The organism is Gordonia shandongensis DSM 45094, from assembly GCF_000423025.1.
Lineage (GTDB): Bacteria > Actinomycetota > Actinomycetes > Mycobacteriales > Mycobacteriaceae > Gordonia > Gordonia shandongensis.
The window spans coordinates 117,059-141,794 of the sequence record NZ_AUHE01000010.1; the positions used below are offsets into that span (position 1 = coordinate 117,059).

Annotated in this window: 24 protein-coding genes and 1 pseudogene; 19 read left to right on the forward strand and 6 right to left on the reverse strand. The window is 68.4% G+C overall.

Annotated features, from left to right (window positions below; genetic code table 11):
• Positions 1-123: 123 nt before the first annotated feature.
• The 12 genes from clpX (at position 124) to proB (ending at position 15,041) form a co-directional block, all read left to right on the forward strand.
• Entirely contained in the window at positions 124-1,410 is a 1,287-nt protein-coding gene (clpX, locus tag G528_RS0110340) for an ATP-dependent Clp protease ATP-binding subunit ClpX (protein WP_026918900.1), read from the forward strand.
• Between the two features lie 102 nt (positions 1,411-1,512).
• Positions 1,513-2,124, forward strand: coding sequence for a molybdenum cofactor guanylyltransferase (locus G528_RS0110345; protein ID WP_026918901.1), 612 nt, complete (start codon positions 1,513-1,515; stop codon positions 2,122-2,124).
• Between the two features lie 9 nt (positions 2,125-2,133).
• Positions 2,134-4,797, forward strand: coding sequence for a valine--tRNA ligase (locus G528_RS0110350; RefSeq protein WP_026918902.1), 2,664 nt, complete (start codon positions 2,134-2,136; stop codon positions 4,795-4,797).
• Positions 4,794-6,218 carry a bifunctional tetrahydrofolate synthase/dihydrofolate synthase gene (folC, locus tag G528_RS0110355; protein WP_026918903.1) on the forward strand — a complete coding sequence of 475 codons (1,425 nt, stop codon included), beginning with the start codon at positions 4,794-4,796 and terminating at the stop codon, positions 6,216-6,218. The genes G528_RS0110350 and folC overlap by 4 nt, the downstream gene beginning before the upstream one ends.
• Positions 6,215-6,616: a DUF4233 domain-containing protein gene (locus G528_RS0110360; RefSeq protein ID WP_026918904.1), complete on the forward strand. Its 402-nt coding sequence runs from the start codon at positions 6,215-6,217 to the stop codon at positions 6,614-6,616. The genes folC and G528_RS0110360 overlap by 4 nt, the downstream gene beginning before the upstream one ends.
• Before the next feature lie 184 nt (positions 6,617-6,800).
• Positions 6,801-7,298 carry a hypothetical protein gene (locus G528_RS0110365; protein WP_051198657.1) on the forward strand — a complete coding sequence of 166 codons (498 nt, stop codon included), beginning with the start codon at positions 6,801-6,803 and terminating at the stop codon, positions 7,296-7,298.
• A 76-nt stretch (positions 7,299-7,374) separates the two neighbouring features.
• Entirely contained in the window at positions 7,375-7,791 is a 417-nt protein-coding gene (gene ndk, locus G528_RS0110370; protein ID WP_026918906.1) for a nucleoside-diphosphate kinase, read from the forward strand.
• A gap of 412 nt (positions 7,792-8,203) precedes the next feature.
• Entirely contained in the window at positions 8,204-11,551 is a 3,348-nt protein-coding gene (locus G528_RS0110375) for an Rne/Rng family ribonuclease (protein WP_425402227.1), read from the forward strand.
• Between the two features lie 189 nt (positions 11,552-11,740).
• Positions 11,741-12,052 carry a 50S ribosomal protein L21 gene (gene rplU / locus G528_RS0110380; RefSeq protein ID WP_026918908.1) on the forward strand — a complete coding sequence of 104 codons (312 nt, stop codon included), beginning with the start codon at positions 11,741-11,743 and terminating at the stop codon, positions 12,050-12,052.
• Positions 12,053-12,084: 32 nt separating this feature from the next.
• Complete coding sequence (rpmA, locus tag G528_RS0110385) at positions 12,085-12,342, forward strand: 50S ribosomal protein L27 (protein WP_026918909.1); 258 nt, start codon at positions 12,085-12,087, stop codon at positions 12,340-12,342.
• A gap of 115 nt (positions 12,343-12,457) precedes the next feature.
• Positions 12,458-13,906, forward strand: coding sequence for a GTPase ObgE (gene obgE / locus G528_RS0110390; protein ID WP_026918910.1), 1,449 nt, complete (start codon positions 12,458-12,460; stop codon positions 13,904-13,906).
• Complete coding sequence (gene proB / locus G528_RS0110395) at positions 13,899-15,041, forward strand: glutamate 5-kinase (protein WP_425402228.1); 1,143 nt, start codon at positions 13,899-13,901, stop codon at positions 15,039-15,041. Before obgE ends, proB begins: the two co-directional genes overlap by 8 nt.
• 85 nt (positions 15,042-15,126) lie before the next feature.
• On the opposite strand, the gene G528_RS0110400 is transcribed toward proB, so the two are convergent.
• The 4 genes from G528_RS0110400 to G528_RS17160 form a co-directional block, all read right to left on the reverse strand.
• Positions 15,127-15,558, reverse strand: a complete 432-nt coding sequence (locus tag G528_RS0110400) for an ectoine synthase (RefSeq protein ID WP_026918912.1) — start codon at positions 15,556-15,558, stop codon at positions 15,127-15,129.
• Positions 15,555-16,835 carry a diaminobutyrate--2-oxoglutarate transaminase gene (ectB, locus tag G528_RS0110405; protein WP_026918913.1) on the reverse strand — a complete coding sequence of 427 codons (1,281 nt, stop codon included), beginning with the start codon at positions 16,833-16,835 and terminating at the stop codon, positions 15,555-15,557. Before ectB ends, G528_RS0110400 begins: the two co-directional genes overlap by 4 nt.
• A 32-nt stretch (positions 16,836-16,867) precedes the next feature.
• Positions 16,868-17,395 (reverse strand): diaminobutyrate acetyltransferase, encoded by a 528-nt coding sequence (ectA, locus tag G528_RS0110410; protein ID WP_026918914.1) that lies wholly within the window; start codon positions 17,393-17,395, stop codon positions 16,868-16,870.
• Positions 17,396-17,524: 129 nt separating this feature from the next.
• Positions 17,525-18,448, reverse strand: coding sequence for a Sir2 family NAD-dependent protein deacetylase (locus G528_RS17160; RefSeq protein ID WP_051198659.1), 924 nt, complete (start codon positions 18,446-18,448; stop codon positions 17,525-17,527).
• A gap of 75 nt (positions 18,449-18,523) precedes the next feature.
• On the opposite strand from G528_RS17160, the gene rsmD reads away from it, so the two are divergent.
• The 6 genes from rsmD to mutM all read left to right on the forward strand — a co-directional run bounded on the left by rsmD (position 18,524) and on the right by mutM (position 22,776).
• The gene (gene rsmD, locus G528_RS17165) at positions 18,524-19,135 is read left to right on the forward strand and encodes a 16S rRNA (guanine(966)-N(2))-methyltransferase RsmD (protein WP_051198661.1); all 612 of its coding nucleotides are present in this window, start codon (positions 18,524-18,526) and stop codon (positions 19,133-19,135) included.
• Between the two features lie 11 nt (positions 19,136-19,146).
• The gene (gene coaD / locus G528_RS0110425; protein ID WP_026918915.1) at positions 19,147-19,635 is read left to right on the forward strand and encodes a pantetheine-phosphate adenylyltransferase; all 489 of its coding nucleotides are present in this window, start codon (positions 19,147-19,149) and stop codon (positions 19,633-19,635) included.
• 162 nt (positions 19,636-19,797) lie between these two features.
• The gene (locus tag G528_RS17170) at positions 19,798-20,583 is read left to right on the forward strand and encodes a F0F1 ATP synthase subunit B (protein ID WP_035719666.1); all 786 of its coding nucleotides are present in this window, start codon (positions 19,798-19,800) and stop codon (positions 20,581-20,583) included.
• Between the two features lie 42 nt (positions 20,584-20,625).
• On the forward strand, positions 20,626-21,177 hold the full coding sequence (locus G528_RS0110435; RefSeq protein ID WP_245569742.1) for a YceD family protein: 552 nt from the start codon (positions 20,626-20,628) through the stop codon (positions 21,175-21,177).
• Entirely contained in the window at positions 21,174-21,905 is a 732-nt protein-coding gene (gene rnc / locus G528_RS0110440; RefSeq protein WP_026918917.1) for a ribonuclease III, read from the forward strand. The genes G528_RS0110435 and rnc overlap by 4 nt, the downstream gene beginning before the upstream one ends.
• A complete protein-coding gene (gene mutM, locus G528_RS0110445) occupies positions 21,898-22,776 on the forward strand; it encodes a bifunctional DNA-formamidopyrimidine glycosylase/DNA-(apurinic or apyrimidinic site) lyase (RefSeq protein WP_026918918.1) in 879 nt (292 codons plus the stop codon). Before rnc ends, mutM begins: the two co-directional genes overlap by 8 nt.
• Before the next feature lie 403 nt (positions 22,777-23,179).
• Here mutM and G528_RS17175 read toward each other — a convergent pair whose 3' ends face one another.
• Positions 23,180-23,986 carry an HD domain-containing protein gene (locus G528_RS17175; protein ID WP_051198664.1) on the reverse strand — a complete coding sequence of 269 codons (807 nt, stop codon included), beginning with the start codon at positions 23,984-23,986 and terminating at the stop codon, positions 23,180-23,182.
• Positions 23,987-24,026: 40 nt separating this feature from the next.
• Positions 24,027-24,398 (reverse strand): hypothetical protein, encoded by a 372-nt coding sequence (locus G528_RS18450; protein ID WP_156890419.1) that lies wholly within the window; start codon positions 24,396-24,398, stop codon positions 24,027-24,029.
• Between the two features lie 153 nt (positions 24,399-24,551).
• On the opposite strand from G528_RS18450, the pseudogene G528_RS0110455 reads away from it, so the two are divergent.
• Positions 24,552-24,736 (forward strand): annotated as a pseudogene (locus G528_RS0110455) (IS256 family transposase); the annotation flags it as partial.

Genomic DNA, 24,736 nt, shown 5'->3' on the forward strand with positions numbered 1-24,736 from the left:
CGAATGCGGGCGTGTCGGACGCGACCTCACTAATCTCCAAGACTGCCGCAGTTCGGCTCGTCGAAGACATCGTGCGCGAGTACCGTCGAGGTAGTTCGCAGACAGGGAAGTAGGTGCGGCCAAATGGCGCGTATGGGAGACGGTGGCGACCTCCTCAAGTGCTCGTTCTGCGGCAAGAGCCAGAAGCAGGTCAAGAAGCTCATCGCCGGACCGGGCGTGTACATCTGCGATGAGTGCATCGACCTGTGCAACGAGATCATCGAAGAGGAACTGGCCGAGTCCAGTGACGTGAAGCTCGACGAGCTGCCCAAGCCCGCCGAGATCCGGGACTTCCTCGACAATTACGTGGTCGGACAGGACACGGCCAAGCGGACCCTCGCCGTCGCCGTCTACAACCATTACAAGCGCATCCAGGCGGGGGAGAAGAAGGCGTCCGACAAGCGGGGCGGCGGCGAGATCGTCGAGCTGGCGAAGTCGAACATCCTCATGCTCGGACCGACGGGCTGCGGTAAGACCTACCTCGCGCAGACGCTGGCCAAGATGCTGAACGTGCCGTTCGCGATCGCCGACGCCACGGCGCTCACCGAGGCCGGATACGTGGGTGAGGACGTCGAGAACATCCTGCTCAAACTGATTCAGGCCGCCGATTACGATGTGAAGCGCGCCGAGAGCGGAATCATCTACATCGACGAGGTCGACAAGATCGCGCGCAAGAGCGAGAATCCGTCGATCACGCGCGACGTGTCGGGCGAGGGCGTTCAGCAGGCGCTGCTCAAGATCCTCGAGGGCACCCAGGCGAGCGTGCCGCCGCAGGGCGGCCGCAAACATCCGCACCAGGAGTTCATCCAGATCGACACCACGAACGTCCTGTTCATCGTCGCGGGCGCATTCGCCGGCCTGGAGAAGGTCGTCGACGAGCGGATCGGCAAACGCGGTATCGGCTTCGGCAACGAGGTGGCGACCAAGGAGAAGGTCGACACCGTCGACCACTTCGCCGAGGTGATGCCCGAGGATCTCATCAAGTTCGGTCTGATCCCGGAGTTCATCGGACGCCTCCCGATGGTCGCGTCGGTGACGAACCTCGACAAGGAGGCGCTCGTCTCGATCCTGTCGGAACCGAAGAACGCGCTGGTCAAGCAGTATGTGAAGCTGTTCGACATGGACGGGGTCGAACTCGAGTTCACCCACGACGCGCTCGAGGCGGTCGCCGATCAGGCGATCCATCGGGGGACCGGTGCCCGCGGTCTGCGCGCCATCATGGAGGAGGTCCTCCTCCCGGTGATGTACGACATCCCGAGCCGTGACGACGTCGCGAAGGTCGTGGTGACCGGCGAGACGGTCAGCGACAACGTGCTGCCGACCATCGTCCCGCGGTCGGAGGACGAGGAGCCCAAGGAGAAGTCGGCCTGACCCAGTGCCGGTCCCGGGACCGGCACGTCGCGGGAGCGTCATGCGCGAACGCAGCGGAACGAATCGAGTGTGCCGGACCCGCAGGTTTGCCAGACTGGAGTGATGACGAGCTCAGCGGAACGCCGACCGGCCGGAATCATCCTCGCGGGCGGGCGATCTCGCCGCATGGGGCAGGACAAGGCGGCCCTCGAATGGGAGGGCGAGCCGATGCTCACCCGGATCGCGTGGGCGATCAGCGCACGCTGCGAGCCCGTTCTCGTCGCCGCTCCGCCCACGTCGCAGGCGTATGTCGACCTGGCCGACGGAACCGACCTGGAGTGGATCACCGGCGAACCCGCGGGCAGCGGTCCCCTCGGCGGACTGGCGGCGGCGCTGCGCGCGGCACGAGAGGCGGGCGCGGCGGCCGCGTTCGTCTGTGCCACGGACATGCCGCTGGTCGACGCGGGCCTGATCGACGAGCTCTGCGCGGGTCTCTCGGACTCCGCCGACGTCGTGGTCGCACATGACGGGGGACGCGACCATCCGATGGCGGCCGTCTACCGGACCTCGCTCGTCGAGCGTCTCGACGAACTGGTCGCCGACGGCGAGCTCCGGATGAGCGCCGTCCTGGATGCGCTGGTCACGCACCGGATCGGGGTGTCCGACGCGCGATGGCTCACCAATGTCGACGCACCCGGGGACCTGCACCGCCTGCGCGTCTCACGGGTTACCTAGAATCGAGTGGTGACCAACGCCGAGCAGACCACTGAGCTTCCGAAGTCCTGGGAACCCGCCGATCACGAATCGGACCTGTACCAGCGATGGGTGGACGCGGGGTATTTCACCGCGGACCCGTCATCCGACAAGCCCGGGTATTCGGTGGTCCTGCCGCCGCCGAACGTCACCGGCTCGCTGCACATGGGGCACGCGCTCGACCACACCCTGATGGACACCCTGACTCGCCGCAAGCGCATGCAGGGCTACGAGGTGCTGTGGCTGCCCGGCATGGACCACGCGGGCATCGCGACGCAGACGATCGTCGAGAAGCAGCTCGCGGCCGAGGGACTGACCAAGACGGATCTCGGGCGCGAGGCCTTCATCGAGCGGGTCTGGCAGTGGAAGGCCGAGTCGGGTGGAACGATCGCCGGTCAGATGCGCCGGATCGGCGACGGCGTCGACTGGAGCCGGGACCGCTTCACGATGGACGAGGGGCTGTCGCGTGCCGTCCAGACGATCTTCAAGCGCCTCTACGACGCGGGGCTCATCTACCGGGCGGAGCGGCTGGTGAACTGGTCGCCGGTCCTGCAGACGGCGATCTCCGACATCGAGGTGAAGTTCGAGGAGGTGGAGGGCGAGCTGGTCTCGCTGCGCTACGGATCCCTCGCGGACGACGAGCCGCACGTCGTCGTGGCCACCACCCGCGTCGAGACGATGCTGGGAGACACCGCGGTCGCGGTGCACCCGGACGACGAGCGCTACCGCGATCTGATCGGCACCACGTTGGAGCATCCGTTCACCGGCAGGCGGATCCCCGTCATCGCCGACGAGTACGTCGACCCCGAGTTCGGGACGGGAGCGGTCAAGATCACGCCCGCTCACGACCCCAACGACTTCGAGATGGGCGTGCGCCACGACCTGCCGATGCCGACGATCATGGACGCGACCGGCGCCATCGCCGGCACCGGCACGCAGTTCGACGGGATGGATCGGTTCGAGGCCCGCGTCAAGGTGCGCGAGGCGCTGGCGGCGCAGGGCCGCGTCGTCGCCGAGAAACGGCCCTACCTGCACAGCGTGGGACATTCGGAGCGGTCCGGAGAGAGCATCGAGCCGCGTCTGTCGATGCAGTGGTGGGTCAAGGTGGACCAGTTGGCGAAGGCCGCCGGGGACGCCGTCCGCAATGGTGACACCGTCATCCATCCCGCCAGTCAGGAGCCGCGCTGGTTCGACTGGGTCGACGGCATGCACGACTGGACCATCTCCCGCCAGCTGTGGTGGGGCCATCGCATCCCGATCTGGTACGGGCCGGACGGCCAGGTGGAGTGTTTCGGTCCCGACGACACGGTCCCGGACGGCTGGGAGCAGGATCCCGACGTCCTGGACACCTGGTTCTCGTCGGGACTGTGGCCGTTCTCGACGATGGGGTGGCCCGACGCCACCGACGACCTCGATCGGTTCTATCCGACGTCGGTGCTGGTCACCGGGTACGACATCCTGTTCTTCTGGGTGGCCCGGATGATGATGTTCGGCACCTTCGTCGGCGAACTCGACCACGGCGGGCTGGCCGGCCGCGACGCGGCCGTGCCGTTCCGCGACGTCTTCCTGCACGGCCTCGTGCGCGACGAGCACGGCAGCAAGATGAGCAAGTCGAAGGGCAACGGCATCGACCCCCTGGACTGGGTGGATCGCTACGGTGCCGACGCCCTGCGCTTCACCCTCGCTCGGGGGGCCAATCCGGGCAGCGACATCTCGGTGGGCGAATCGCATGCGCAGTCGTCGCGGAACTTCGCCACCAAACTCTTCAACGCCACCAAGTTCGCGATGATGAACGGCGCCCGATGCGAGGAGCTCCCGGCACGGGATGCGTTGACCGACGCCGACCGGTGGATCCTGGACCGGCTCGACGAGGTGCTCGTGGCCGTCGACGAGGGATTCGACGCCTACGAGTTCTCGAAGGCCTGCGAGGCGCTGTATCACTTCGCGTGGGACGAGGTCTGTGACTGGTACCTGGAGTTGGCCAAGGTCCAGATCTCGGACGGCGGCGACCGGGCAGCGCACACCCGTGCGGTGCTCGGCGCGGTGCTCGACCCGCTGCTGCGTGCGCTGTCGCCGGTGATGCCGTTCGTCACCGAGACCCTGTGGACGGCGCTGACCGGCGGCGAATCGGTGGTGATCGCGCCGTGGCCGACGGGCGGCGGCGACGTGGCGACCCGCGACGCGGGTGCGGCGACCAGGATCACCGATCTGCAGAAGCTGATCACCGAGGTGCGGCGATTCCGCAGCGACCAGGGGCTCAACCCGGGGCAGCGGGTGGCGGCGACGATCGACGGTCTCGCCGCGGCGGGGCTGGAGGCCCATCGTCCCTACCTGGATGCGTTGGCCCGGTTGGCGGGCGCCGACGCGGATTTCGCCGCGACGGCGACCGTCGAGGTCCGCCTGTCGTCCGGAACGGCCACGGTGGCGATCGACACGTCGGGCACGGTCGACGTCGAGGCGGAGCGCAAGCGGGCGGCCAAGGACCTCGCGGCCGCCGAGAAGGAGCTCGCGACGACCACGGGAAAGCTCGGCAACGAGCAGTTCCTCGCGAAGGCGCCCGAGGCTGTCGTCGCCAAGATCCGAGCACGCCGCGACCTGGCGGAGGCCGAGGTGGATCGGCTTCGGGGCAAGCTGGACTCGTTGAGCGCACGATGACGGGGCGCGTCACGGCAGCAGAGGGCGACGACCCGGCAGGGGAGTTCGCGGAACTGACCGCTCTGGAGGCGGAACTCGACACGCGGTGGCCCGAGACGAAGATCGAGCCGTCGCTGACTCGGATCTCCGCGCTGATGGAACTGCTCGGGAATCCCCAACACGCCTATCCGGCGATTCACGTCGCCGGCACCAACGGCAAGACGTCGGTGACGCGGATGATCGACTCCCTGTTGCGGGCGTTTCATCGGCGGACCGGTCGGATCACCAGCCCTCACCTGCAGCTCGTCACCGAACGGATCGCGGTCGACGGGAAACCGATCACACCGGCGACATACGTCGAGACCTTCCGGGACATCGAGCCGTACGTCACGATGGTCGACGATTCGTCGACCGCCGGGGGCGGCCCCCGGATGAGCAAGTTCGAGGTGCTCACCGCCATCGCGTACGCCGCGTTCGCCGAGGTGCCGGTCGATGTGGCGGTGGTCGAGACCGGGATGGGAGGCCGCTGGGATGCGACCAATGTGATCGACGCGCAGATCGCGGTCATCACGCCCATCGCGATGGACCACGCGGACTATCTCGGCGACACGTTGACGGCGATCGCAGGGGAGAAGGCCGGGATCATCAAACCGGGGCCGACGGATGCGCTCGTCGCCGTCGATCCGGTGACCGTCCTGGCCCCGCAGGACCCCGAGGTGACCGATGTGCTGCTCCGGGCGACCGTCGACGCCGGCAGCATCGTCGCGCGTCAGGACTCGGAGTTTCGGGTGGTGGAGGCGGCGACGGCTGTCGGGGGACAGCTGCTGACCATCCGGGGGCTCGGTGGCACGTACGAGGAGATCTTCCTGCCGTTGCACGGAGCGCACCAGGCGCAGAACGCGGCGCTCGCGTTGGCGGCGGTCGAGGCATTCTTCGGGGCGGGCGCGGATCGCGCCCTCGACGCCGACACGATCCGCGAGGGGTTCGCTGCCGTTGAGAGCCCGGGGAGGCTCGAGCGGGTGCGAAGCGCACCGAGCGTGTTCGTCGACGCCGCCCACAATCCGCACGGTGCTCGAGCCCTGGCGGCGGCCCTGACGTCGGAGTTCGACTTCCGGCGGCTCGTCGGCGTCGTCGGGGTCCTCGGCGACAAGGATGCGCGCGGCGTCCTGGCGGCGCTGGAACCGGCGCTGACGTCGGTGGTCGTGACCAACAACGGATCGCCGCGGGCACTCGACGCCGCTGATCTCGCGGACATCGCCCACGAGATCTTCGGTGAGGATCGGGTGCGGGTGGAGCCGTTCCTGCCCGACGCCGTCGAAGCGGCGATCGCTCTCGCCGAAGAGGACGATGAGGGCACGATGTCGGGAGCCGGCGTCGTCATCACCGGATCGGTGGTCACCGCCGGTGCCGGTCGCACACTGTTCGGTAAGGAGCCGTCATGAGTCCCCGGTACACGCAACCTCCGAGCGACCCGTGGAAGGGGTTCCGCGGTGTCACCGCGGGCACGCTCATCCTCGAGCTGATCGTCGTCGCGCTCGCCTTCCCGATCGTGGCGAATCTCGGCGGCGGGGTCACGGCCGCATCCGGCACCTACCTGGGTGCGCTCGTGGTGGTGATGATCGTGCTGGCCGGACGGCAGGGGATGGCGCGTGCGCTGGAGGCCGATCTGGTGCTGCAGGTGTTCGTCATCGCGGGCGGGGTGTTCCACTGGTCGATCGCCGTCATCGGAGTCATCTTCCTGTGCGTCTGGATCTACATCGCCTACATCAAACGGGATGTGGCCCGCCGGATCGCTGAGGGGCGACTCCCGGGACAGCGTCCGGTGGACGACTCGGCCTGACGCGCCTCCCGTCGTCGCCGTACCGGCTCGTGGTCGACCATGCGTTGTCGACCATGCGTTACAGTGAACGGCAGAAACCGACCTGCACCGCGCAGGACCGTCGGGGACGGGGACTTCGACGCAGTCGTGCCGTCGCGCCGCTGGATATGCGGTAACGGCACGGACGAGATGTTTGGGGAGAGAAATGACATTGGGTGATGGTCCGCTGGGGACCGCTCGGCGATTCCGTGTGCGAGCAGCGACGGCCGCGCGTGCGGGGGCGGTGGTGATCGCCGTGGCGGCGGTCGGCAGCGCGATGGCGGTCGGTCCGTCGGCGGCGGCCCCGTCCTCTCAGGCCCCGTCGTCTTCTCACGAATCGTCTCCGGAAGACGTCGTCGACCAGAGCGCCGAGGCCGGTGTGCCGATGCCCGTCGCTCCCGGCGCGCTCGGCTACCTCGCGACCCGGTCGTCCACGAAGTGGATGAACGACCGCGGCGCGGATCGGATCATCGCGAATCTTCCCGTCCCGCCGAACTACTCGAAGGCGAACCAGGCGATGGCCGATTCGCTGAAACGGGAGATGACCGCGGCCGTCGAGACTCCCGGCGCGTGCCTGCAGATCATCGTCGACGGTCCGCGTCAGCCGGGTGATCTGTTCAACTACGGTTTCTTCGCCGTCGAGAAGCAGTACTGCCCGAACTGACGCGAGTCGCCTCGCCCCGATCCCGTCGACGGACCTCATACGGCGGGATGCGCTGAGCATCGCTACAGTGTGCTGCGTGACTGAACAGACTCTCGTCCTCATCAAGCCCGACGGCGTCCAGCGTGGACTGGTCGGGGAAGTGATCGCCCGCATCGAGCGCAAGGGCCTGACCCTGGCGGCTCTGGAACTGCGGACCGTGTCGGCCGACCTGGCCGGTGAGCATTACGCAGAGCACGCCGAACGGCCCTTCTACGGCTCGCTCATCGATTTCATCACGTCCGGACCGGTCGTCGCGGCGGTCGTCGAGGGCCCGCGGGCCATCGCGGCGTTCCGTCAGCTCGCCGGCGGAACCGATCCGGTCGAGAAGGCGATCCCCGGGACGATCCGTGGCGACTTCGGCCTCGAGACCCAGTTCAACATCGTTCACGGATCGGACTCGCCCGAGTCGTCTGCCCGTGAGATTGCTCTCTGGTTTCCCTCGCTGAACTCCTGATTCCCACCCGCGACGCGGCGCGCGGGGGCCCTGATTCTCCACTCGTGTGCGGGGGACACCCCGTGATGTGGGATACTTGCACAGTCGTCGGCTTCACACTTTGGCGTCGACGACCGACGCGCAGCCACCAGAAGGTGCCGGCACCGTCCGACCCCGAACAGGGGTCCGGCTTCGGCCTCGGAAGCGTCACAGCAAGGCGTCAAGACGACGCGAAGACCACATAACACCCGGTCATCGAGACCGGCACACATCGGAAGGCCCTCGCGTGGCCGCGTTGCCGTTTTTCTCAGTGCGACGCGCCCGGGGGTCTTGAGGAGACCACGTGACCGATAACGGGTCGCAGACTGACGCAACTGCGGATCAGTCAGCGGAAAAGTTTCCCCTTCGACTGCGCGTCCATGCACTGGCGCGGATGCTGGAGATCACCAGCAAGGAGGTGCTCGCGCACCTGCAGGAGATGGGGGTGACTGCGCGCACCGCGCAGTCATCGATCTCGCGCACCGACGCCGAGGCGCTCGAGGCGCGAATCGGCGGCGCCCATGCCGCCGAGGGCCAGACGGCCGAAGGGCCGGCAGACCAGATCCAGGCCGACGGGGCGCCCGAGAAACAGGCGCCCGAGACACAGGCGCCCGGGAAACAGGCGGAGGTTCGATCCGAATCGTCCCTGTTCTCCGCGGTGGAGGCGGCGCAACCGGTCGCCGAGTCGGCGGGGGACACCACCGCACCCCTGTTCCTGCCGCCCAGCCCGGCCACGGATGATCGGGCCGAGAAGAGCGGGTCGAAACCCGCGCAGCAGCCTGCAGCGGACGAGACGGCTCCCGAGGAGTCGGCGCCCCAGAAGTCGGCGACACAGAAGTCGGCGACACAGAAGTCGGCGACCGAGCAGTCGGCGCCCGAGCAGCCGGCGACCGGGCGCCCCGCCGACGAGGAGTCGTCCTCGGACGGTGAGCAGGACTCCCGCGACAAGGCGTCCGACGATTCCGGCGACGACGACTCCGGCGACGGCCGGTCGCGTCGGCGTCGGCGCGGACGGCGCGGTCGGGGACGTGGTCGCGGCGATCAGAACCAGGACGCCGACCATGAGTCGACGCAGACCGCCGACAGCTCCGAGGACGGCGACGCCACCCGGAACGGCGACAAGCAGGGCGGCAACAACCAGGGCGGCAACAACCAGGGCGGGGACAAGCAGCCCGGTCGGAACCGGTCCGGCGGCGACGCCGGCAAGGACACGAAGGGCCGCAACCAGAACACCGACGACGGCGGAACCGACGACACGAACGCATCGAAGGACACCAACGGCGCGAAAGACGCCGACAACGGAGGTAACGGCAACGGAGGCAACGGCAACGGTGGCAACGGCAACGGCGATGACGCCGAGAACGGCGACGAGTCGCGCGTTCCGGCGAGCAAACGCCGACGCCGCCGACGCCGTCGGCGCGGTGGTGCTGATGCCGATGACGCATCGTCGTCCGACGATCCGCCGAACACCGTGGTCCACGAGCGGGAGCCGCGGGCCAAGCGGGCGCGCGACGAGGTGCAGGGAATCTCCGGGTCGACGCGACTCGAGGCGAAGCGTCAACGGCGCCGTGACGGCCGCGATGCGGGCCGCCGGCGGCCGCCGATCCTGACCGAGTCGGAGTTCCTCGCCCGGCGAGAGTCGGTGGAACGGGTCATGGTCGTTCGCGAACGCGCCGCCAACACCGCCATCACCGAGAACGAACCGCACGCCGCACCCACCGAGGACTACACGCAGATCGCGGTGCTCGAAGACGGTGTCCTGGTGGAGCACTTCGTGACCACCGAGACGTCGCAGTCGATGGTCGGCAACATCTACCTCGGTCGCGTCCAGAACGTGCTGCCCGGAATGGAGGCCGCCTTCGTCGACATCGGCCGCGGCCGCAACGGCGTGCTGTACGCCGGCGAGGTCAACTGGGAGGCGGCAGGTCTCGGCGGTGGTTCGCGCAAGATCGAACAGGCCCTCAAACCGGGCGATCACGTCATGGTCCAGGTCAGCAAGGACCCGGTCGGACACAAGGGCGCACGCCTGACCACGCAGATCTCCCTCGCCGGTCGTTACCTGGTGTATGTCCCGGGCGGAACGTCGACCGGCATCAGCCGCAAGCTTCCCGACACCGAGCGGCGCAGGCTCAAGCAGATCCTCGCCAAGCTCGTTCCCGATGAGGCCGGCGTGATCATCCGGACGGCGTCGGAGGGTGTCAGCGCCGAGGAGCTCGGCGCCGACATCGAGCGACTCGAAGCGCAGTGGAAGAGCATCGAGGCGGCCTCCCAGGAGCACACGTCGAAGGGATCGGGCACCACCAAGGCGCTGTACGAGGAGCCCGAACTCCTGGTCCGCGTGGTGCGCGATCTGTTCAACGAGGACTTCCGCAAGCTCGTCATCGAAGGCGATCGGGCGTGGAAGCAGGTCTCGGGTTACGTCGCCGACGTCGCACCGGACCTCACCGAACGTCTCGAGCAGTTCAGCAAGGAGCACGCCGACTCGCCGGACTCGTTCACCGTGCACCGCATCGACGAGCAGCTCGCGAAGGCGCTCGACCGGAAGGTGTGGCTGCCGTCCGGCGGCACCCTCATCATCGAGCGCACCGAGGCGATGACCGTCGTCGACGTCAACACCGGGAAGTTCACCGGATCCGGTGGCAACCTCGAGGAGACCGTCACGCGGAACAACCTCGAGGCCGCCGAGGAGATCGTGCGCCAGATGCGGCTGCGCGACATCGGCGGAATGATCGTCGTCGACTTCATCGACATGGTCCTCGAATCGAACCGCGATCTCGTTCTGCGGAGGCTCACCGAGGCGCTGTCGCGCGACCGCACGCGGCACCAGGTGTCGGAGGTGACGTCGCTGGGGCTGGTGCAGATGACGCGCAAGCGTCTGGGCACCGGGCTCCTGGAAGCCTTCTCCACCACGTGCACCGCGTGCAGCGGCCGGGGCGTCATCGTCCACGCCGACCCCGTCGAGGTGCGGTCGTCGGACGATTCGAACCGGTCGGATTCCGGATCGCGGCGCTCGCGGCGCTCGCGCAAGCGCGGCTCCGGCGGAGACAACGGGGGCGGCTCCTCGGATCAGCAGGGCACCAAACCCGCACACAAGCCGGCAGCCGAGCACCCGCTGTTCCGCGCGATGGCCCACCACGAGGGGGACAGCACGGACGAGGGGCCCAGCGCGGACGAAACGCGCAGCGCAGCCGAGGAGCACAGCGCAGACGAGGGGGGCAAGACCCCCGGCAAGCGCAGCGGTGACACCGGCAAGCGCAGCGGTGATACCGGCAAGCGCAGCGGTGACACCGATTCGCCGAACGGCGAGGGGGGAACCGGCTCCGGGCGCCGCCGTGACAAGGCCAGCCGTGACACGAGCGGCGGGCACAAGAACAGCGGCGACAAGAACAGCGGCGGCCGGGCCGCCGTCGAGCAGCAGCCGGACGCCGACACGGCGTCTGCTCCGCGGACGGCAGCGACCCCCGAAGGCAGAACCCCCGAAGACAGGACCCCCGAAGACAGGACCCCCGAAGCGGAGGCTCCCGCCGCCGAATCCGGCGTCGTCGTGCGTCGTCGTCGACGTGCCGTGCGTCGCGCAGCGTCGCCGACGGGTGCCGGCGCCCCCGCACCCGAGCCGACGACGGTGACGAGCGAACCGGTCACGACGGTCGCTCAGCAGACAGCGCAGCCCGTGGTCGAGGTGACCCGGACCCCGCGTCGTCGCAGCGGCCGTCGGGCAGCGGGTCCGCCGCCACAAGAGTGAGTTTGACCTGGGTGCGGCGTCTGCCGTAACCTTGACAGGTCGCCTTACGCAGGCGCGCTGATTGCTGCGCGCTACGCAGAGGAAGTCGTCGGCAGGGTTTTGCCGCGACTGCAGCACACCAGAGACAAGCCGGTCGGCAGGACACGCCTGTGGATCCGGCCCGATGAGACGAGTTAAGAGGACAGCGGGATGGCAACGTACGCGATCGTCAAGACCGGCGGTAAGCAGTACAAGGTCGCCGAGGGTGACATTGTGAAGGTCGAGAAGATCGACAGTGAGCCCGGTAGCGCGGTGAAGCTGCCGGTGGCGCTGGTCGTCGACGGCGCGAATCTGACCACCGACGCGGATAAGCTGGCCGGCATCTCGGCCACCGCCGAGGTCGTCGAGCACGTCAAGGGCCCGAAGATCCGCATCCACAAGTACAAGAACAAGACCGGCTACCACAAGCGTCAGGGCCACCGTCAGCAGTTGACGGTCCTGAAGGTCACCGGTATCGCCTGACACGGCCGACGAGCTCCTAGGAGGATTAGCAGATGGCAAGCAAGAAGGGTGCATCGAGTACGCGCAACGGTCGCGATTCGAATGCCAAGCGACTCGGCGTCAAGCGTTTCGGCGGACAGGAAGTCCTCGCCGGTGAGATCCTGGTCCGTCAGCGCGGCACCAAGTTCCATCCGGGCACGGGCGTCGGCCGCGGCGGCGACGACACCCTCTTCGCGCTCGAGGCCGGTGCCGTCCAGTTCGGCACCAAGCGCGGTCGCAAGACCGTGAACATCGTCCCGGCTGCGGTCTGACCCGGCGCGAGACGACACGCTCAACTCAGGGCGGGCAGGGTCATATGCACCCTGTCCGCCCTGTTGTCATATCGGGGTGCAGAAGCGTCCCGTCGCCCCAGGGAAGGCCAGAACAATGTCACGCTTCGTCGACCGCGTCCAGATCGACGCCGTCGCCGGCAACGGCGGTCACGGCTGCACATCGGTGCACCGTGAGAAGTTCAAGCCGCTCGGCGGGCCCGACGGCGGGAACGGCGGTCGCGGCGGCGATGTGCTGCTCGTCGTCGATCCGCAGGTCCACACCCTTCTCGACTTCCACTTCCGTCCACACGCCCGCGCGACCAACGGTACGCCCGGAATGGGTGCCAACCGCGCCGGTGCCGCCGGCGAGGACCTGGTGCTGGCCGTCCCCGACGGCACGGTGGTGCTCGACGCCAACGGAGACATCGTCGCCGACCTGATCGGTGAGGGCACCCGGTTCGTCGCGGCCCAGGGCGGCCGGGGCGGACTCGGCAACGCGGCACTCGCCTCGCGGGCCCGTCGCGCGCCGGGATTCGCGCTGCTCGGCGAGCCCGGCGAGGAGCGGTCGCTGGTCCTCGAGCTGAAGTCGGTGGCCGACGTCGGCCTCGTCGGCTTCCCGTCGGCAGGCAAGTCGTCGCTCATCTCGGTGCTCTCGGCGGCCAAACCCAAGATCGCCGACTACCCGTTCACCACCCTGGCGCCGAACCTCGGCGTCGTCACCGCAGGCACCGACGTGTTCACCGTCGCCGACGTGCCGGGCCTCATCCCCGGAGCCTCCGAGGGCAGGGGACTGGGCCTCGACTTCCTGCGGCACCTCGAGCGATGCGCGGTGCTCGCACACGTCGTGGACTGCGCGACCCTCGAACCCGGCCGCGACCCGCTCTCGGACATCGATGCGCTCGAGGCCGAACTGGCGGCCTACAGTCCGGCGCTCGACGCCGACCACTCCCTCGGCGACCTCGCGTCCCGACCGCGCGTGGTGATCCTCAACAAGATCGACGTGCCCGAAGCCGCCGAACTCGCCGAGTTCGTCGAAGCCGACATCGCCGAGCGCGGCTGGCCCGTGTTCCAGATCTCCGCGGTCGCGCATCGCGGCCTCGCGGAGCTGACCTTCGCCCTCGCGGCACTGGTCCGCGAATACCGTCGAGAGCATGCCGCGCCGGTCGCCCGTCGCACCGTGATCCGACCCAAGGCCGTCGACGAGGCCGAGTTCACGGTGGTTCCGGATCCGGACCTCGACGGCGGTTTCATCGTGCGCGGCGCCCGCCCGGAACGCTGGATCCGCCAGACCCAGTTCGACAACGACGAAGCCGTCGGCTATCTCGCCGATCGTCTGAATCGACTCGGTGTGGAGGACGAACTCGTCAAGCAGGGCGCCAAGCCCGGGGCGCCCGTGACGATCGGGGAGATGACCTTCGACTGGGAGCCGATCACCCCGATGGGCGACGACGTCCCGCTGACGGGCCGCGGCACCGATGTGCGCCTCGAACAGAACGACCGTGTCGGGGCGGCCGAGCGGAAGCTCGCGCGTCGACTCCGTCGCGAGGCGACCGACGATGAGTGAGACGACCGCCGGCGTCTCGATGACCGAGGCGCGGCGCGTGATCGCCGACGCCCGGAGCATCGTCGTCAAGATCGGATCGTCAGCGGTCACCGACATGGCCAGCGGCATCGATCACTCTCGGCTCGATGCTCTGGTCGACGCCCTGGAGGCGCGGATGCGCGCGGGGTCGGACGTGATCGTGGTGTCGTCGGGGGCCGTCGGCGCGGGCATCGCACCGCTCGGACTCAAGAAACGGCCGCGCGATCTGGCCACCAAGCAGGCGGCGGCGAGCGTGGGGCAGCTTCGGCTCGCCCACGCCTGGGGGACGTCGTTCGCCCGGTACGACCGGGTGGTCGGCCAGGTGCTGCTCACCGCCGACGACATCTCGAACCGGTCGCATCACGCGAATGCGCAGCGGACCCTCGATCGGCTGCGGCTGCTGCACGCCGTCGCGGTGGTTAACGAGAACGACACGGTCGCCACCAACGAGATCCGGTTCGGCGACAACGACCGGCTGGCGGCGCTCGTGGCGCACCTCGTTCACGCCGACGCCCTCGTCCTGCTCTCCGACGTCGACGGACTGTACGACGGCGATCCCCGCCGCACCGGTCCCGACGGTCGACGGGCGCAGTTCATCGAACAGGTCGACGGACCCGACGACCTCGACGGGGTCGTCGCGGGGACCGGCGGCTCGCTGGGAACCGGCGGAATGGCGTCCAAACTGGCCGCTGCGCGCCTCGCAGCGGATTCCGGTGTCCCGGTGCTGCTGGCTGCGGCCGGGGATGCTGCGCAGGCGCTCGACGGCGCCACGGTGGGCACCGCGTTCGCCGCCCGGCCCACGCGACTGTCGGCGCGCCGATTCTGGGTTCGGCACGCCGCGGAGTCGCACGGCTCGCTGACCCTCGACGACGGTGCCGTCGCCGCGGTGTGCGGGCGTCGGCGGTCACTGCTTCCTGCCGGCGTCACCGCGGTCAGCGGTGACTTCTCCCACGGCGACGTCGTGGAACTCCTCGACCCGGCCGGGACGGTCCGCGGTCGCGGCGTCGTGTCGTACGACGCCGACGTGGTCGCGACGATGATCGGCCGGAGCACCGCCGACCTGCCGGGGGAGCTGCGGCGCCCCATCATCCACGCCGACGATCTCGTGACCGCCTGAGCGGCGACCACCCACCCGACCGACGACCGAGGGCGGCCCCTCCCGTGTGGGAGAGACCGCCCTCGCGATGTCGTCGGCGACCGACTCAGCCGGCGCGGTGGCGTCCCGCGGCACCGTCCTGCTGAGGAACCGGGACCAGCGGGTAGACGCCGTTCTCATCGTGCACCTCGGTGCCGACCACCGGCGGGTTGAACACGCACAGCATGCGCATCTGCTCGTCGACGGTCACCGTGTGGCGCTCGTTGCCGTTGAGCAGGTACATGCTGCCCGGGCCGAGCGGGTACGTCTCGCCGGTCTCCCGGTCGAGCAGCGTACCGCTGCCCTCGACGAGCCAGACCGCCTCGATGTGGTTGGCGTAGTGGAACTCGTTGACCGAACCCGCCTTGATGGTGGTCTCGTGGAACGAGAATCCGACACCGTCGCCGCCGAGCACGATCCGCTTGGAGACCCAGTTGCCCTTGGGGTCTGCCACCTCGCGGTCGGTGCCGGTGATCTCGTCGGTGGTACGGACGATCATGCGTTGGTCTCCTTGATGGCTTCGTCGACGGACTCGCTGAGGATCGCCATCCCCTGGGCGAGCTCTTCACTGGTCAGGGTCAGCGGCGGCAGCAGCTTCACGACCTCGGAGTTCGGGCCGGAGGTCTCGGCGAGGAGGCCCTTGCCGAACGCGATCTCACAGGTGCGGTCGGCGAGCTCGGCCTTCTCGAAGACCAGGCCCTGAGCCATGCCGCGGCCGCGGTGCGAGACGCCCTCGTGGCGCGCGCAGATCGCGTCGAACGCCTGGGCGATCTCCATGCCCTTGGCCTTGACCTGCACCGACAGCTTGTCGTCGGACCAGTACTTCTTGATGGCCTCGGTGGCGGTGACGAACGCCGGGTTGTTGCCGCGGAAGGTGCCGTTGTGCTCGCCGGGCTCCCACACGTCCAGTTCGGGCTTGAACAGGGTCAGCGCCATCGGCAGGCCGTAGCCGCCGATCGACTTCGACAGGGTGACGATGTCCGGGACGATGCCGGCCTCTTCGAACGAGAAGAAGTCGCCGGTGCGTCCGCAGCCCATCTGCACGTCGTCGACGATGAGCAGCAGGTCCTTGCGCTTGCACAGGTCGGCGAGTCCGCGCAGCCACTCGGCGCGCGCGACGTTGACGCCGCCCTCGCCCTGCACGGTCTCCACGATCACGGCCGCCGGGCGGTTGAAGCCCGAGCCGGAGTCGTCGAGCACGCGCTCGAACCAGTTGAAGTCCTCGACGACGCCGTCGAAGTAGTTGTCGAACGGCATCGGGGTCGCGTGGACCAGGGGGATGCCGGCGCCGCTGCGCTTCATCGAGTTGCCGGTCACGGCCAGCGAGCCGAGGGTCATGCCGTGGAAGGCGTTGGTGAAGTTGATGATCGCCTCGCGGCCGGTCACCTTGCGGGCCAGCTTGAGGGCCGCCTCGACGGCGTTGGTGCCGGTGGGGCCGGGGAACTGGATCTTGTAGTCCAGGCCGCGCGGCTCGAGGATCTTCGCGGCGAAGGTCTCGAGGAACTCACCCTTGGCGCGGGTCGACATGTCGAGGCCGTGGGTGATGCCGTCACGGGCGATGTACTCCAGGAGGGCTTCCTTGAGCACCGGGTTGTTGTGGCCGTAGTTCAGCGCGCCTGCGCCGGCGAAGAAGTCGAGGTAGCGATTGCCGTCGACGTCGGTCAGCCAGCTGCCCTGCGCGGTGTCGAACACCGCGGGCCAGTCGCGGCAGTAAGAGCGGACTTCGGATTCGTGTTTGGTGAAAGTTCGGTCGTCCAATGAAGTTTCGATAGTCATTGCTGAAGAGTTTCCTCGTGAGATTGTCGGCGTCACCTTCCGGTGGGCGCCGGCGTCAGCAGATACAGGTCCTCGGGCTCGTGAGCGTCGGGGAACAGTTCTGCGCTGAAGAACGGCTCGCGGTGGAACTGCAGGCCGAGTGTTCGGGCGGCGGCTGCGAACAGCCGCTGGGACGCCTCGTTGTCGGGGCTGATCGTGGTGTTGATCGCGGTCACCCCGTCGGGTGCGCACCGGTTGAACAGTTCACAGAGCATGCGCCCCGCGATCTGCTTTCCCCGCTGCGATGCGTCGACGGCGACCTGCCAGACCATGAGGATCTCGGGGTTCGCCGGGCGACGGTATCCGGTGACGAAACCGACGGGCTCTCCGTCGACTTCGGCGACGATGGACGTCTCGGAAAAATCCTGTGACCAGAGAACATAGGAGTAGGACGAGTTCACGTCCAGCACCTGCGAATCGCGGGCGATCTCCCAAATGCGTTTTCCGTCACGGGCCCGCGGGCGCCGGAAGGCGACCGTGTTTCCGGTGTCTTTCTCCGGTGTGGTTTCAATCGGGTTCATGACGTGACCGAGGTTAACGAGACGGTTCGGGGAAGTCATGGCCGATCCGACATCGGTCGTTGAGAACCTTCGCTTTGTGCAGTTCAACCACCGTCTGTGGCATATCTCACAGGAGGGTGGAATCTCTGGTCACACCGACGCCGCGAACGGCTGGTCCGGGGGTCGCGATCGGGGATGCGCGAGACCTGCGACGAGGGGGAGGACGACCTCGCAGCGGTGGTCCACGGAGAGGGTCGCCGACTCGTCGCCGCGGGTCGCGCCGCGGTTGACGATGACGACGTCGCGGCCCGCGGCCGCGGCCTGCTTGACGAAGCGGAGGCCCGACATGACGGTGAGCGACGAACCGGCCACCAGCAGGACGTCGGCGTCGGCGACGAGCCGTCGAGCGCGGGCGACCACCGCCGGTGCCACGGATTCGCCGAAGTACACGATGTCGGGCTTCAGCGGGCCGTCGCAGAGTTCGCAGCCGACGGCGCGGAAGTCGCCGATGTCGGCGAGTGCGGCGTCGGCGTCGGGCGCCACCTCGATGGCGCCGCGCGAGCGGACCCGGTCCGCGTACCCGGGGTTGGCGGCCTCGAGGCGGTCGGCGAGACGATGACGCGAGGTCCGGGCGCCGCACGACATGCAGGCCACGCGGCCGTAGGAGCCGTGCAGGTCGATCACCGGCGACGAACCGGCCTTGAGGTGCAGCATGTCGACGTTCTGCGTGATGATCCCGGTGACCGAGCCGGCGTCTTGCAGGTCGCGGAGGGCGATGTGGGCGGCGTTGGGGCGCGCTGCGTCCATGTGCCGCCATCCGAGGTGATTGCGCGCCCAGTAGCGGCGCCGGTTCTCCGCGGAGGCGCGGAAGTCGTCGACCGTCATCGGGCGTCGGGTCGGCGAGCCGGGGCTTCGGTAGTCGGGAATGCCCGACGGGGTCGACAGTCCGGCGCCGGTGAGGACGGCGGTCCGGCGACCGGCGAGGAGTGCGGCGATCTGTCGTGCCCGGGCGACCGGATCGGGATCGGGGTCGGTGCGCGGTGCCGGGGTCCACGCCGTCGAGCGGATGCGCATACTGCACGGTACCGGCGCGGCCGTCGATTCCGGGGCGGGGCGAGTGTCGCGCGTCGACGATAGACTCGTCGGGACATGACCAGAATCATCAGCGGCGATTTCCGCGGCCGCCGACTCGCTGTTCCGGCCGACACCACGCGTCCGACCTCGGACCGGGTGCGCGAAGCCGTGTTCTCCATGCTCGGGTCGCGGTTCGATGTCGCCGGGATGCGCGTGCTCGACCTGTACGCGGGCACCGGGGCGCTCGGTCTGGAGGCCGTCTCGCGCGGCGGCGCCTCCGCGGTGCTGGTGGAGGCCGATCGGCGGGCGGCCGCGGTGGTCCGCGACAACATCGCGGTGTGCCGGGCGACGGCTCGCGCCCGCGTGGTCCAGCGCAGTGCGGAGGCCTTTCTCGCGGCTCCCGCGGGTGTCTTCGACCTCGTGTTCCTCGACCCGCCCTACGAGGTGCCGACCGGCGACGTCGACGGCGTCCTGGCGGCGTTGGTCGGGGCGGTCGCCGACGGCGGCTGGGTGGTGCTCGAGCGCGGACGCCGTGACGGTGACGTCCGGTGGCCGGAGGGATTCGACGAGGTCGTCCGCAAACAGTACGGCGACAGCGTGGTTCTCGTGGCCACTCGCGTGGTGCGGGACGACGCGGTGTCCGGGGGCTCGGTCGCGGGGGATCGGCCGTCGGAGCCGATCGCGTAGATTCGGCTGTCATGAGCACTGCAGTCTGCCCGGGGTCGTATGACCCGTTCACCCTCGGCCACCGGTTCGTGGTGGAGCGGGCGGCCGCCCGTTTCGAGCGCGTCGTCGTCGCCGTCGTGGTGAACCCCAACAAGAAGGGAATGTTCGGCATCGAGGAGCGGATCGCGCTCATCGAACGGGACGTCGCCGATCTGCCGAACGTCGATGTCCGCAGTTGGACCGGACTGGTCGTCGATCTGCTCACCGAGGAGGGGGCCGACACCATGGTCAAGGGGCTGCGGTCGGAGACGGACTTCGCCTATGAGATCCCGATGGCGCAGATGAACCGCGAGCTGACCGGTGCCGAGACGTTCTTCATGCTGACCGATCCGCGGTACGCGCACGTGTCGAGTTCGCTCGTGAAAGAGGTGGCGAAGCTCGGCGGCGATGTGACGCCTTATCTGTCCGATCACATTCATTCGGCGCTCATCGAGCGGATCGAGGGTGTGCTGCGGGCCTGATGCGGTCGGTCCTCGGTGTGGTGCGGGGTCGGGAGGACGCTGGACGCGGCGATCGTGCTGACGATGGGCGACACGCCCGGCACGCCTCCGTCGTCACACCGGCAACATTCGGCACAATGGCCTCAGTGATATCAAAGGCCTTCGTGCCGGATAGGGGTAACCGTGTACCGCGTATTTGAAGCGTTGGACGAGCTCGTCGCAATCGTCGAAGAGGCGCGCACCGTGCCGATGACCGCCGGTTGCCTCGTGCCGCGCGGCGACGTGCTCGAGCTGATGGACGAGCTGCGCGACGCGCTGCCGCCCGAACTCGACGACGCGCAGGATGTGCTCGACGAGCGCGACACCCTCGTGTCGAACGCCCGCGACCAGGCCGACCGCCTCGTCACCGGCGCCGAGACCGACTCGGAGGCGATGCTCGCGCACGCTCGCGCCGAAGCCGATCGCATCATGGCCGAGGCCAAGGCCCGCGCCGACAGGATGGTCGACGAGGCCAACGGCAGCGCCCAGGCGATCGTCGGCCAGGCCACCGAGGAGGCCCAGCGGCTGGAGAGCAGCGCCAACCGCGAGTACGAGGCCGTGACGGGCCGTGCACGCGCCGAAGCCTCCCGCGTCGTCGAGGCCGGCAACGCCAGCTACAACAAGTCCGTCGTCGACGGCATCGCCGAGCAGCAGCGACTCGTCTCCGAATCCGAGGTCGTCGCGGCCGCGAAGTCGGAGGCCGAGCGCATCGTCGATGCGGCGCACTCCGAGTCCGACCGGCTGCGCGGCGACTGCGACGTCTACGTCGACGAGAAGCTGGCCGACTTCGAGGACATCCTCACCGGTACGCTCCGCTCGGTGAACCGCGGTCGCCAGCAGCTGCGCACCGGTGCCGGCATGCACGATTACGCGGACTACCCGCACAGTGTGGACGCCGAGCACGGCGGCCCCGCACAGATGGCGGGCTGACACCCGCCCCGCACGCGCGGGCCCCTGAGTACCATCGTTCGGGTGAGTGCTTCTGGATTCGTGATCGACGTGCGCTCGGTTCCGCGCCGCGCCGGCTCGATGACCGAGATGACCTGGACGACGCCGACCCCCGACCGGATCGGTGCCGAGATGATCGGCATCCCGGCGGGGGCCGACGTCGTTTTCGACCTGCGACTCGAATCGGTGACCGAGGGCATCCTCGTCACCGGGACGGTCTCGGCGCCCGTCGAAGGGCAGTGCGGACGGTGCCTGGACTCCCTGTCCGACGAGGTGACCGTGCATCTGACCGAGCTCTTCGCCTATCCGGGCAGCGAGACCGATCGCACCGCGGACGAGGAGGAGGAACTCGGCCGCATCGAGGACGAGCAGATCGACCTCGAGCAGGTGGTGATCGACGGTGTCGCCACCGATCTGCCGTTGACGCCGCTGTGCCGCCCCGACTGTCCGGGACTGTGCCAGGTGTGCGGCGTGCGCCTGGCCGACGCCGAACCCGATCACGGTCACGAGGTGATCGACCCCCGGTGGGCGGGACTCGCCGAACGTTTCGGAAATGTCGGGGAGGACAGCGAGTGAGCAGTCGCCCCGACCGCAGCCTGCTCACCGACGTCCTCGGTGTGACGATCAGCGACGAACTGTTGACGCTCGCGTTGACGCACCGCTCGTACGCGTACGAGCACGGTGGTCTGCCGACCAATGAACGCCTCGAGTTCCTGGGCGACGCCGTCCTCGGGATCGTCGTCACCGAACGGCTGTACCTCGACTACCCGGACCGGCCCGAGGGCGAGCTGGCCAAGATCCGTGCCAGCGTCGTCAACATGCACGCTCTGGCCGATGTGGCCCGCGAACTCGGCGAAGGGGGTCTGGGCGCCCACCTGTACCTGGGGCGCGGCGAGGAGTTGACGGGCGGCCGGGACAAGGAGAGCATCCTGGCCGACGGGCTCGAGTCGATCTTCGGCGCCGTCTTCCTCGATCACGGGATCGAGGTCGCGAAGAAGGTCGTCCTGGCGTTGTTCGAGCCGCTCATCGCACGGTCGGGCCGCCTGGGTGCGGGACTCGACTGGAAGACGTCGCTGCAGGAGCTCACGGCCGAGAAGGGCTTGGGTCCGCCGCAGTACCAGATCACCTCCACCGGCCCGGATCACGACAAGGAGTTCACTGCGGTCGCCGTGGTCGGCGGCGACGATCTGGGCACGGGTGTGGGCCGCACCAAGAAGGAGGCCGAGCAGAAGGCGGCGTCTCTGGCGTGGCACACCCTCAGCGAGGCCAGTCCGTCCGGCGACGCCGCCGTCGCCGATGCCTGAGCTGCCGGAAGTCGAGACGATCCGGCTCGGACTGCAGACGCATCTGGCGCAACGCACCATCGGCCGAGTCGAGGTGTCACACCCGCGGGCGGTCCGCCGCCATGTGCTCGGTGCGACGGACCTCGAGAACCGTCTCCGCGGTAAACGGATCGAAGCCGTCGAACGGCGCGGGAAGTATCTGTGGCTCATCGCCGCCGACAGCGCCGACGACGTCGCGGTGGTGGTCCATCTCGGGATGAGCGGGCAGATGCTGCTCGCCGACGAAGGCGATCCCGATCCGATGCACCTGCGCATTCGCGCGGTCCTCGACGGGGGCCGCGAGCTCCGGTTCGTCGATCAGCGCACGTTCGGCGGCTGGCACCTCGACGAGACGGTGGACGCCGGCGGTCGCACGGTTCCGGAGTCGGTGGCGCACATCGCGCCCGACCCGTTCGAGCCGTCGTACGACCCCGAACGGGTTGTCGACGTGCTGCGCCGTAAGAACACCGAGATCAAACGGGCCGTCCTCGACCAGACCGTCGTGTCGGGGGTCGGCAACATCTACGCCGACGAGGCGCTGTGGCGCTCGAGTCTGCACGGCAGACGTCGCACACGCGGGATCACCCGTGCCGCACTCGGCGGCCTCCTCGACGACGTCGCCGCCGTGATGGGCGATGCCATCCGCGTGGGCGGCACATCGTTCGACGACCTCTACGTCGACGTCAACGGCCAGTCGGGGTACTTCGACAGAAGTTTGAGTTCATACGGCCGAGCCGGACTGCCGTGTCCGCGGTGCGGCACGCTCATCATGCGGGAGCAATTCATGAATCGGGGCTCGCACTTCTGTCCGCAGTGTCAGCCGCCGCCGAGGGCGCGCCGCAAGACCCGTTGACCGGTAGCTGCGCCCGGTGATCCGGTCGGCCCAGCGGGGTAGCCGGCCGCCACCATGACGCCACCAGCGACGAGCTGTGGCAGCTCGCCGAGCTCCGCTCTCCGGAAACCGCCGCGTGGAGGTGTCATCCCAGGAACCGATTAAGGCGGCCCCAAATGGGCTGCACCCGAACAGGACGTGCCCGGCGTCGCATTGCTCACGGCCCCGCCGTACCGCCCGGTAGAACATGTGACCCACGCGGCCGCGATTGCCGGTCTCGGCGTGGCGGTCGGGATACACGGAACTATTTGTATCGGCACCGGCGAGAACTGTTGAACTCACCCGTGCATAGTTGGCGGGTTGGATGCCCACGCGGGGACTGTCGGGTGCAGCATCTCGAGGACCGGTATGGATGCTGCTCGGATCATCGCGGTGAGGCGGCCTTCTGCTGGCGGATGTGTTCTAGCGGGTTGAGTTTGATTGCTACGCCAGCGCCGAGCCGGTAGGAAAGTGCTGCGCGGCTGTGGGGCCGGGCGCGCTTTTCGTGTTTGAGGGCGGCGGTGAACTCGGCGGCGAAGCCAGTGCGGGGATGAACGTCAAGAACAGCGTCGCGCTCGGCAGGGCTGGTGCGTTGCACTCCGATGCCGACGACGTCGAGGTAGGCGGCGTCGTGGAGAAGTTGTGCTTCGTTGCTGGATCGGGTGGGAACGCGGGCGTTGAAGTGTGTGATGATGGCGTCGGTGACACGGTCGATGGTCGCGGTGGGAGCCCCCCACTCGTCGAGCAAGGTCGCGGCCTGCTGCGCTCCGGTGACCGTGAAGCACCCCGGTGTCGATGACGGTGGCAGGTCACCTGCGTTGTGTGCGAGACCTATGTCGTGGAGGAGTGCAGCGCAGTAGAGCGCGTCAGCGTCGAAAGACATGTTGTCGTGATCGGCGATGATGGCCGCCCACAGCCAGCAGCGGTACACGTGGTTGAGCAGGGGTCGACTGTAGGTGGCGGCTGCGAGCTGTTCAGCGTGGCGGCACATGGGGGCGGTGGGTGGGGCGTACGGTGCCAATGATGTCGGCGCCAAATCGCGGTGGCCGGTGATGAGGGCGGCAACGGCGTGCGGTAGTGCCGCGAGTTGGGCTGTGATGATGTGCGCCGCCTCAGCGTATTGCTGGCGTCGGCTGAGCGTGCCGTCGTTGTTGTGCCATGCGGTTGTCGTCTCGTCGTGGTTTCTAGGCATCGGTGTGCGGATTCCTATCGTTGGGGTGCTTGCGGGCGTGTCAGTGTGCCGGTGCCGAAGGGGTCGGCCATAGCTGCCTTGACAGCAGCTCGATCGGGCGTTGAGGACGGCGAAGCCAGCCCAGGTGACCGCCCGCGCCGAGAGAGGTCACTGTGGTGTTGGCGGCGGGAAGTCGTGCGCACAACGCCTCGACCGCGGCCAGTGGTGCGACCTTGTCGTCGTCATAGTGCGCGGCGATGAGAGGCTTGTCGTAGGGGCGGGCCGGCGTTGACGGGTTGTGTGTGATCCCTTCGAGTTTCGTGGAGTCACCGGTGCGTGCAAGGGCTTGCCAGTCGGTGACGAGCGCGGCAGATTCGTCGGCGCCGACGCGCAGTGCCCGTCCGGGCCAGACTCCGACGGTTGATGTGATCATCCGTGCCACGGTGGTGCCTGCGAGTACAGCGAGCCGAGTGGAAGGAGGAATGATCAAGACCTGTGGATCTGGGAGGGCGTGCCTTCCCGCAGAATGATCCCGGTAGTCACTTGATCAAGTCAGCGTTGCAGCGCTGGCGGAAAGGCACGCCTCGTGCTCACGGTAGTCAACGCCCCTGATGGTTCCAACCAGTCCAACGACGATCACCGGTCGATCCTCGATGAGATCGTGCGCGACGGGGCCCGGCAGATGCTCGCCGCAGCCCTGCAGGCCGAGGTCGCTGCCTATGTCGATCAGTTCACCGATCAGGTCGATGAGCACGGTCGCCGGCTGGTGGT

What these genes read in the sequence shown, in the direction of transcription:
- clpX (WP_026918900.1), top strand. Translation starts at nt 124, where the DNA reads ATGGCGCGTATGGGAGACGGTGGCGACCTCCTCAAGTGCTCGTTCTGC.
- G528_RS0110345 (WP_026918901.1), top strand. Translation starts at nt 1,513, where the DNA reads ATGACGAGCTCAGCGGAACGCCGACCGGCCGGAATCATCCTCGCGGGC.
- folC (WP_026918903.1), top strand. Translation starts at nt 4,794, where the DNA reads ATGACGGGGCGCGTCACGGCAGCAGAGGGCGACGACCCGGCAGGGGAG.
- G528_RS0110360 (WP_026918904.1), top strand. Translation starts at nt 6,215, where the DNA reads ATGAGTCCCCGGTACACGCAACCTCCGAGCGACCCGTGGAAGGGGTTC.
- G528_RS0110365 (WP_051198657.1), top strand. Translation starts at nt 6,801, where the DNA reads ATGACATTGGGTGATGGTCCGCTGGGGACCGCTCGGCGATTCCGTGTG.
- G528_RS0110375 (WP_425402227.1), top strand. Translation starts at nt 8,204, where the DNA reads ATGCTGGAGATCACCAGCAAGGAGGTGCTCGCGCACCTGCAGGAGATG.
- rplU (WP_026918908.1), top strand. Translation starts at nt 11,741, where the DNA reads ATGGCAACGTACGCGATCGTCAAGACCGGCGGTAAGCAGTACAAGGTC.
- rpmA (WP_026918909.1), top strand. Translation starts at nt 12,085, where the DNA reads ATGGCAAGCAAGAAGGGTGCATCGAGTACGCGCAACGGTCGCGATTCG.
- obgE (WP_026918910.1), top strand. Translation starts at nt 12,458, where the DNA reads ATGTCACGCTTCGTCGACCGCGTCCAGATCGACGCCGTCGCCGGCAAC.
- proB (WP_425402228.1), top strand. Translation starts at nt 13,899, where the DNA reads ATGAGTGAGACGACCGCCGGCGTCTCGATGACCGAGGCGCGGCGCGTG.
- G528_RS0110400 (WP_026918912.1), bottom strand. Translation starts at nt 15,558, where the DNA reads ATGATCGTCCGTACCACCGACGAGATCACCGGCACCGACCGCGAGGTG.
- ectB (WP_026918913.1), bottom strand. Translation starts at nt 16,835, where the DNA reads ATGACTATCGAAACTTCATTGGACGACCGAACTTTCACCAAACACGAA.
- ectA (WP_026918914.1), bottom strand. Translation starts at nt 17,395, where the DNA reads ATGAACCCGATTGAAACCACACCGGAGAAAGACACCGGAAACACGGTC.
- G528_RS17160 (WP_051198659.1), bottom strand. Translation starts at nt 18,448, where the DNA reads ATGCGCATCCGCTCGACGGCGTGGACCCCGGCACCGCGCACCGACCCC.
- rsmD (WP_051198661.1), top strand. Translation starts at nt 18,524, where the DNA reads ATGACCAGAATCATCAGCGGCGATTTCCGCGGCCGCCGACTCGCTGTT.
- coaD (WP_026918915.1), top strand. Translation starts at nt 19,147, where the DNA reads ATGAGCACTGCAGTCTGCCCGGGGTCGTATGACCCGTTCACCCTCGGC.
- mutM (WP_026918918.1), top strand. Translation starts at nt 21,898, where the DNA reads ATGCCTGAGCTGCCGGAAGTCGAGACGATCCGGCTCGGACTGCAGACG.
- G528_RS17175 (WP_051198664.1), bottom strand. Translation starts at nt 23,986, where the DNA reads ATGCCTAGAAACCACGACGAGACGACAACCGCATGGCACAACAACGAC.
- G528_RS18450 (WP_156890419.1), bottom strand. Translation starts at nt 24,398, where the DNA reads ATGATCACATCAACCGTCGGAGTCTGGCCCGGACGGGCACTGCGCGTC.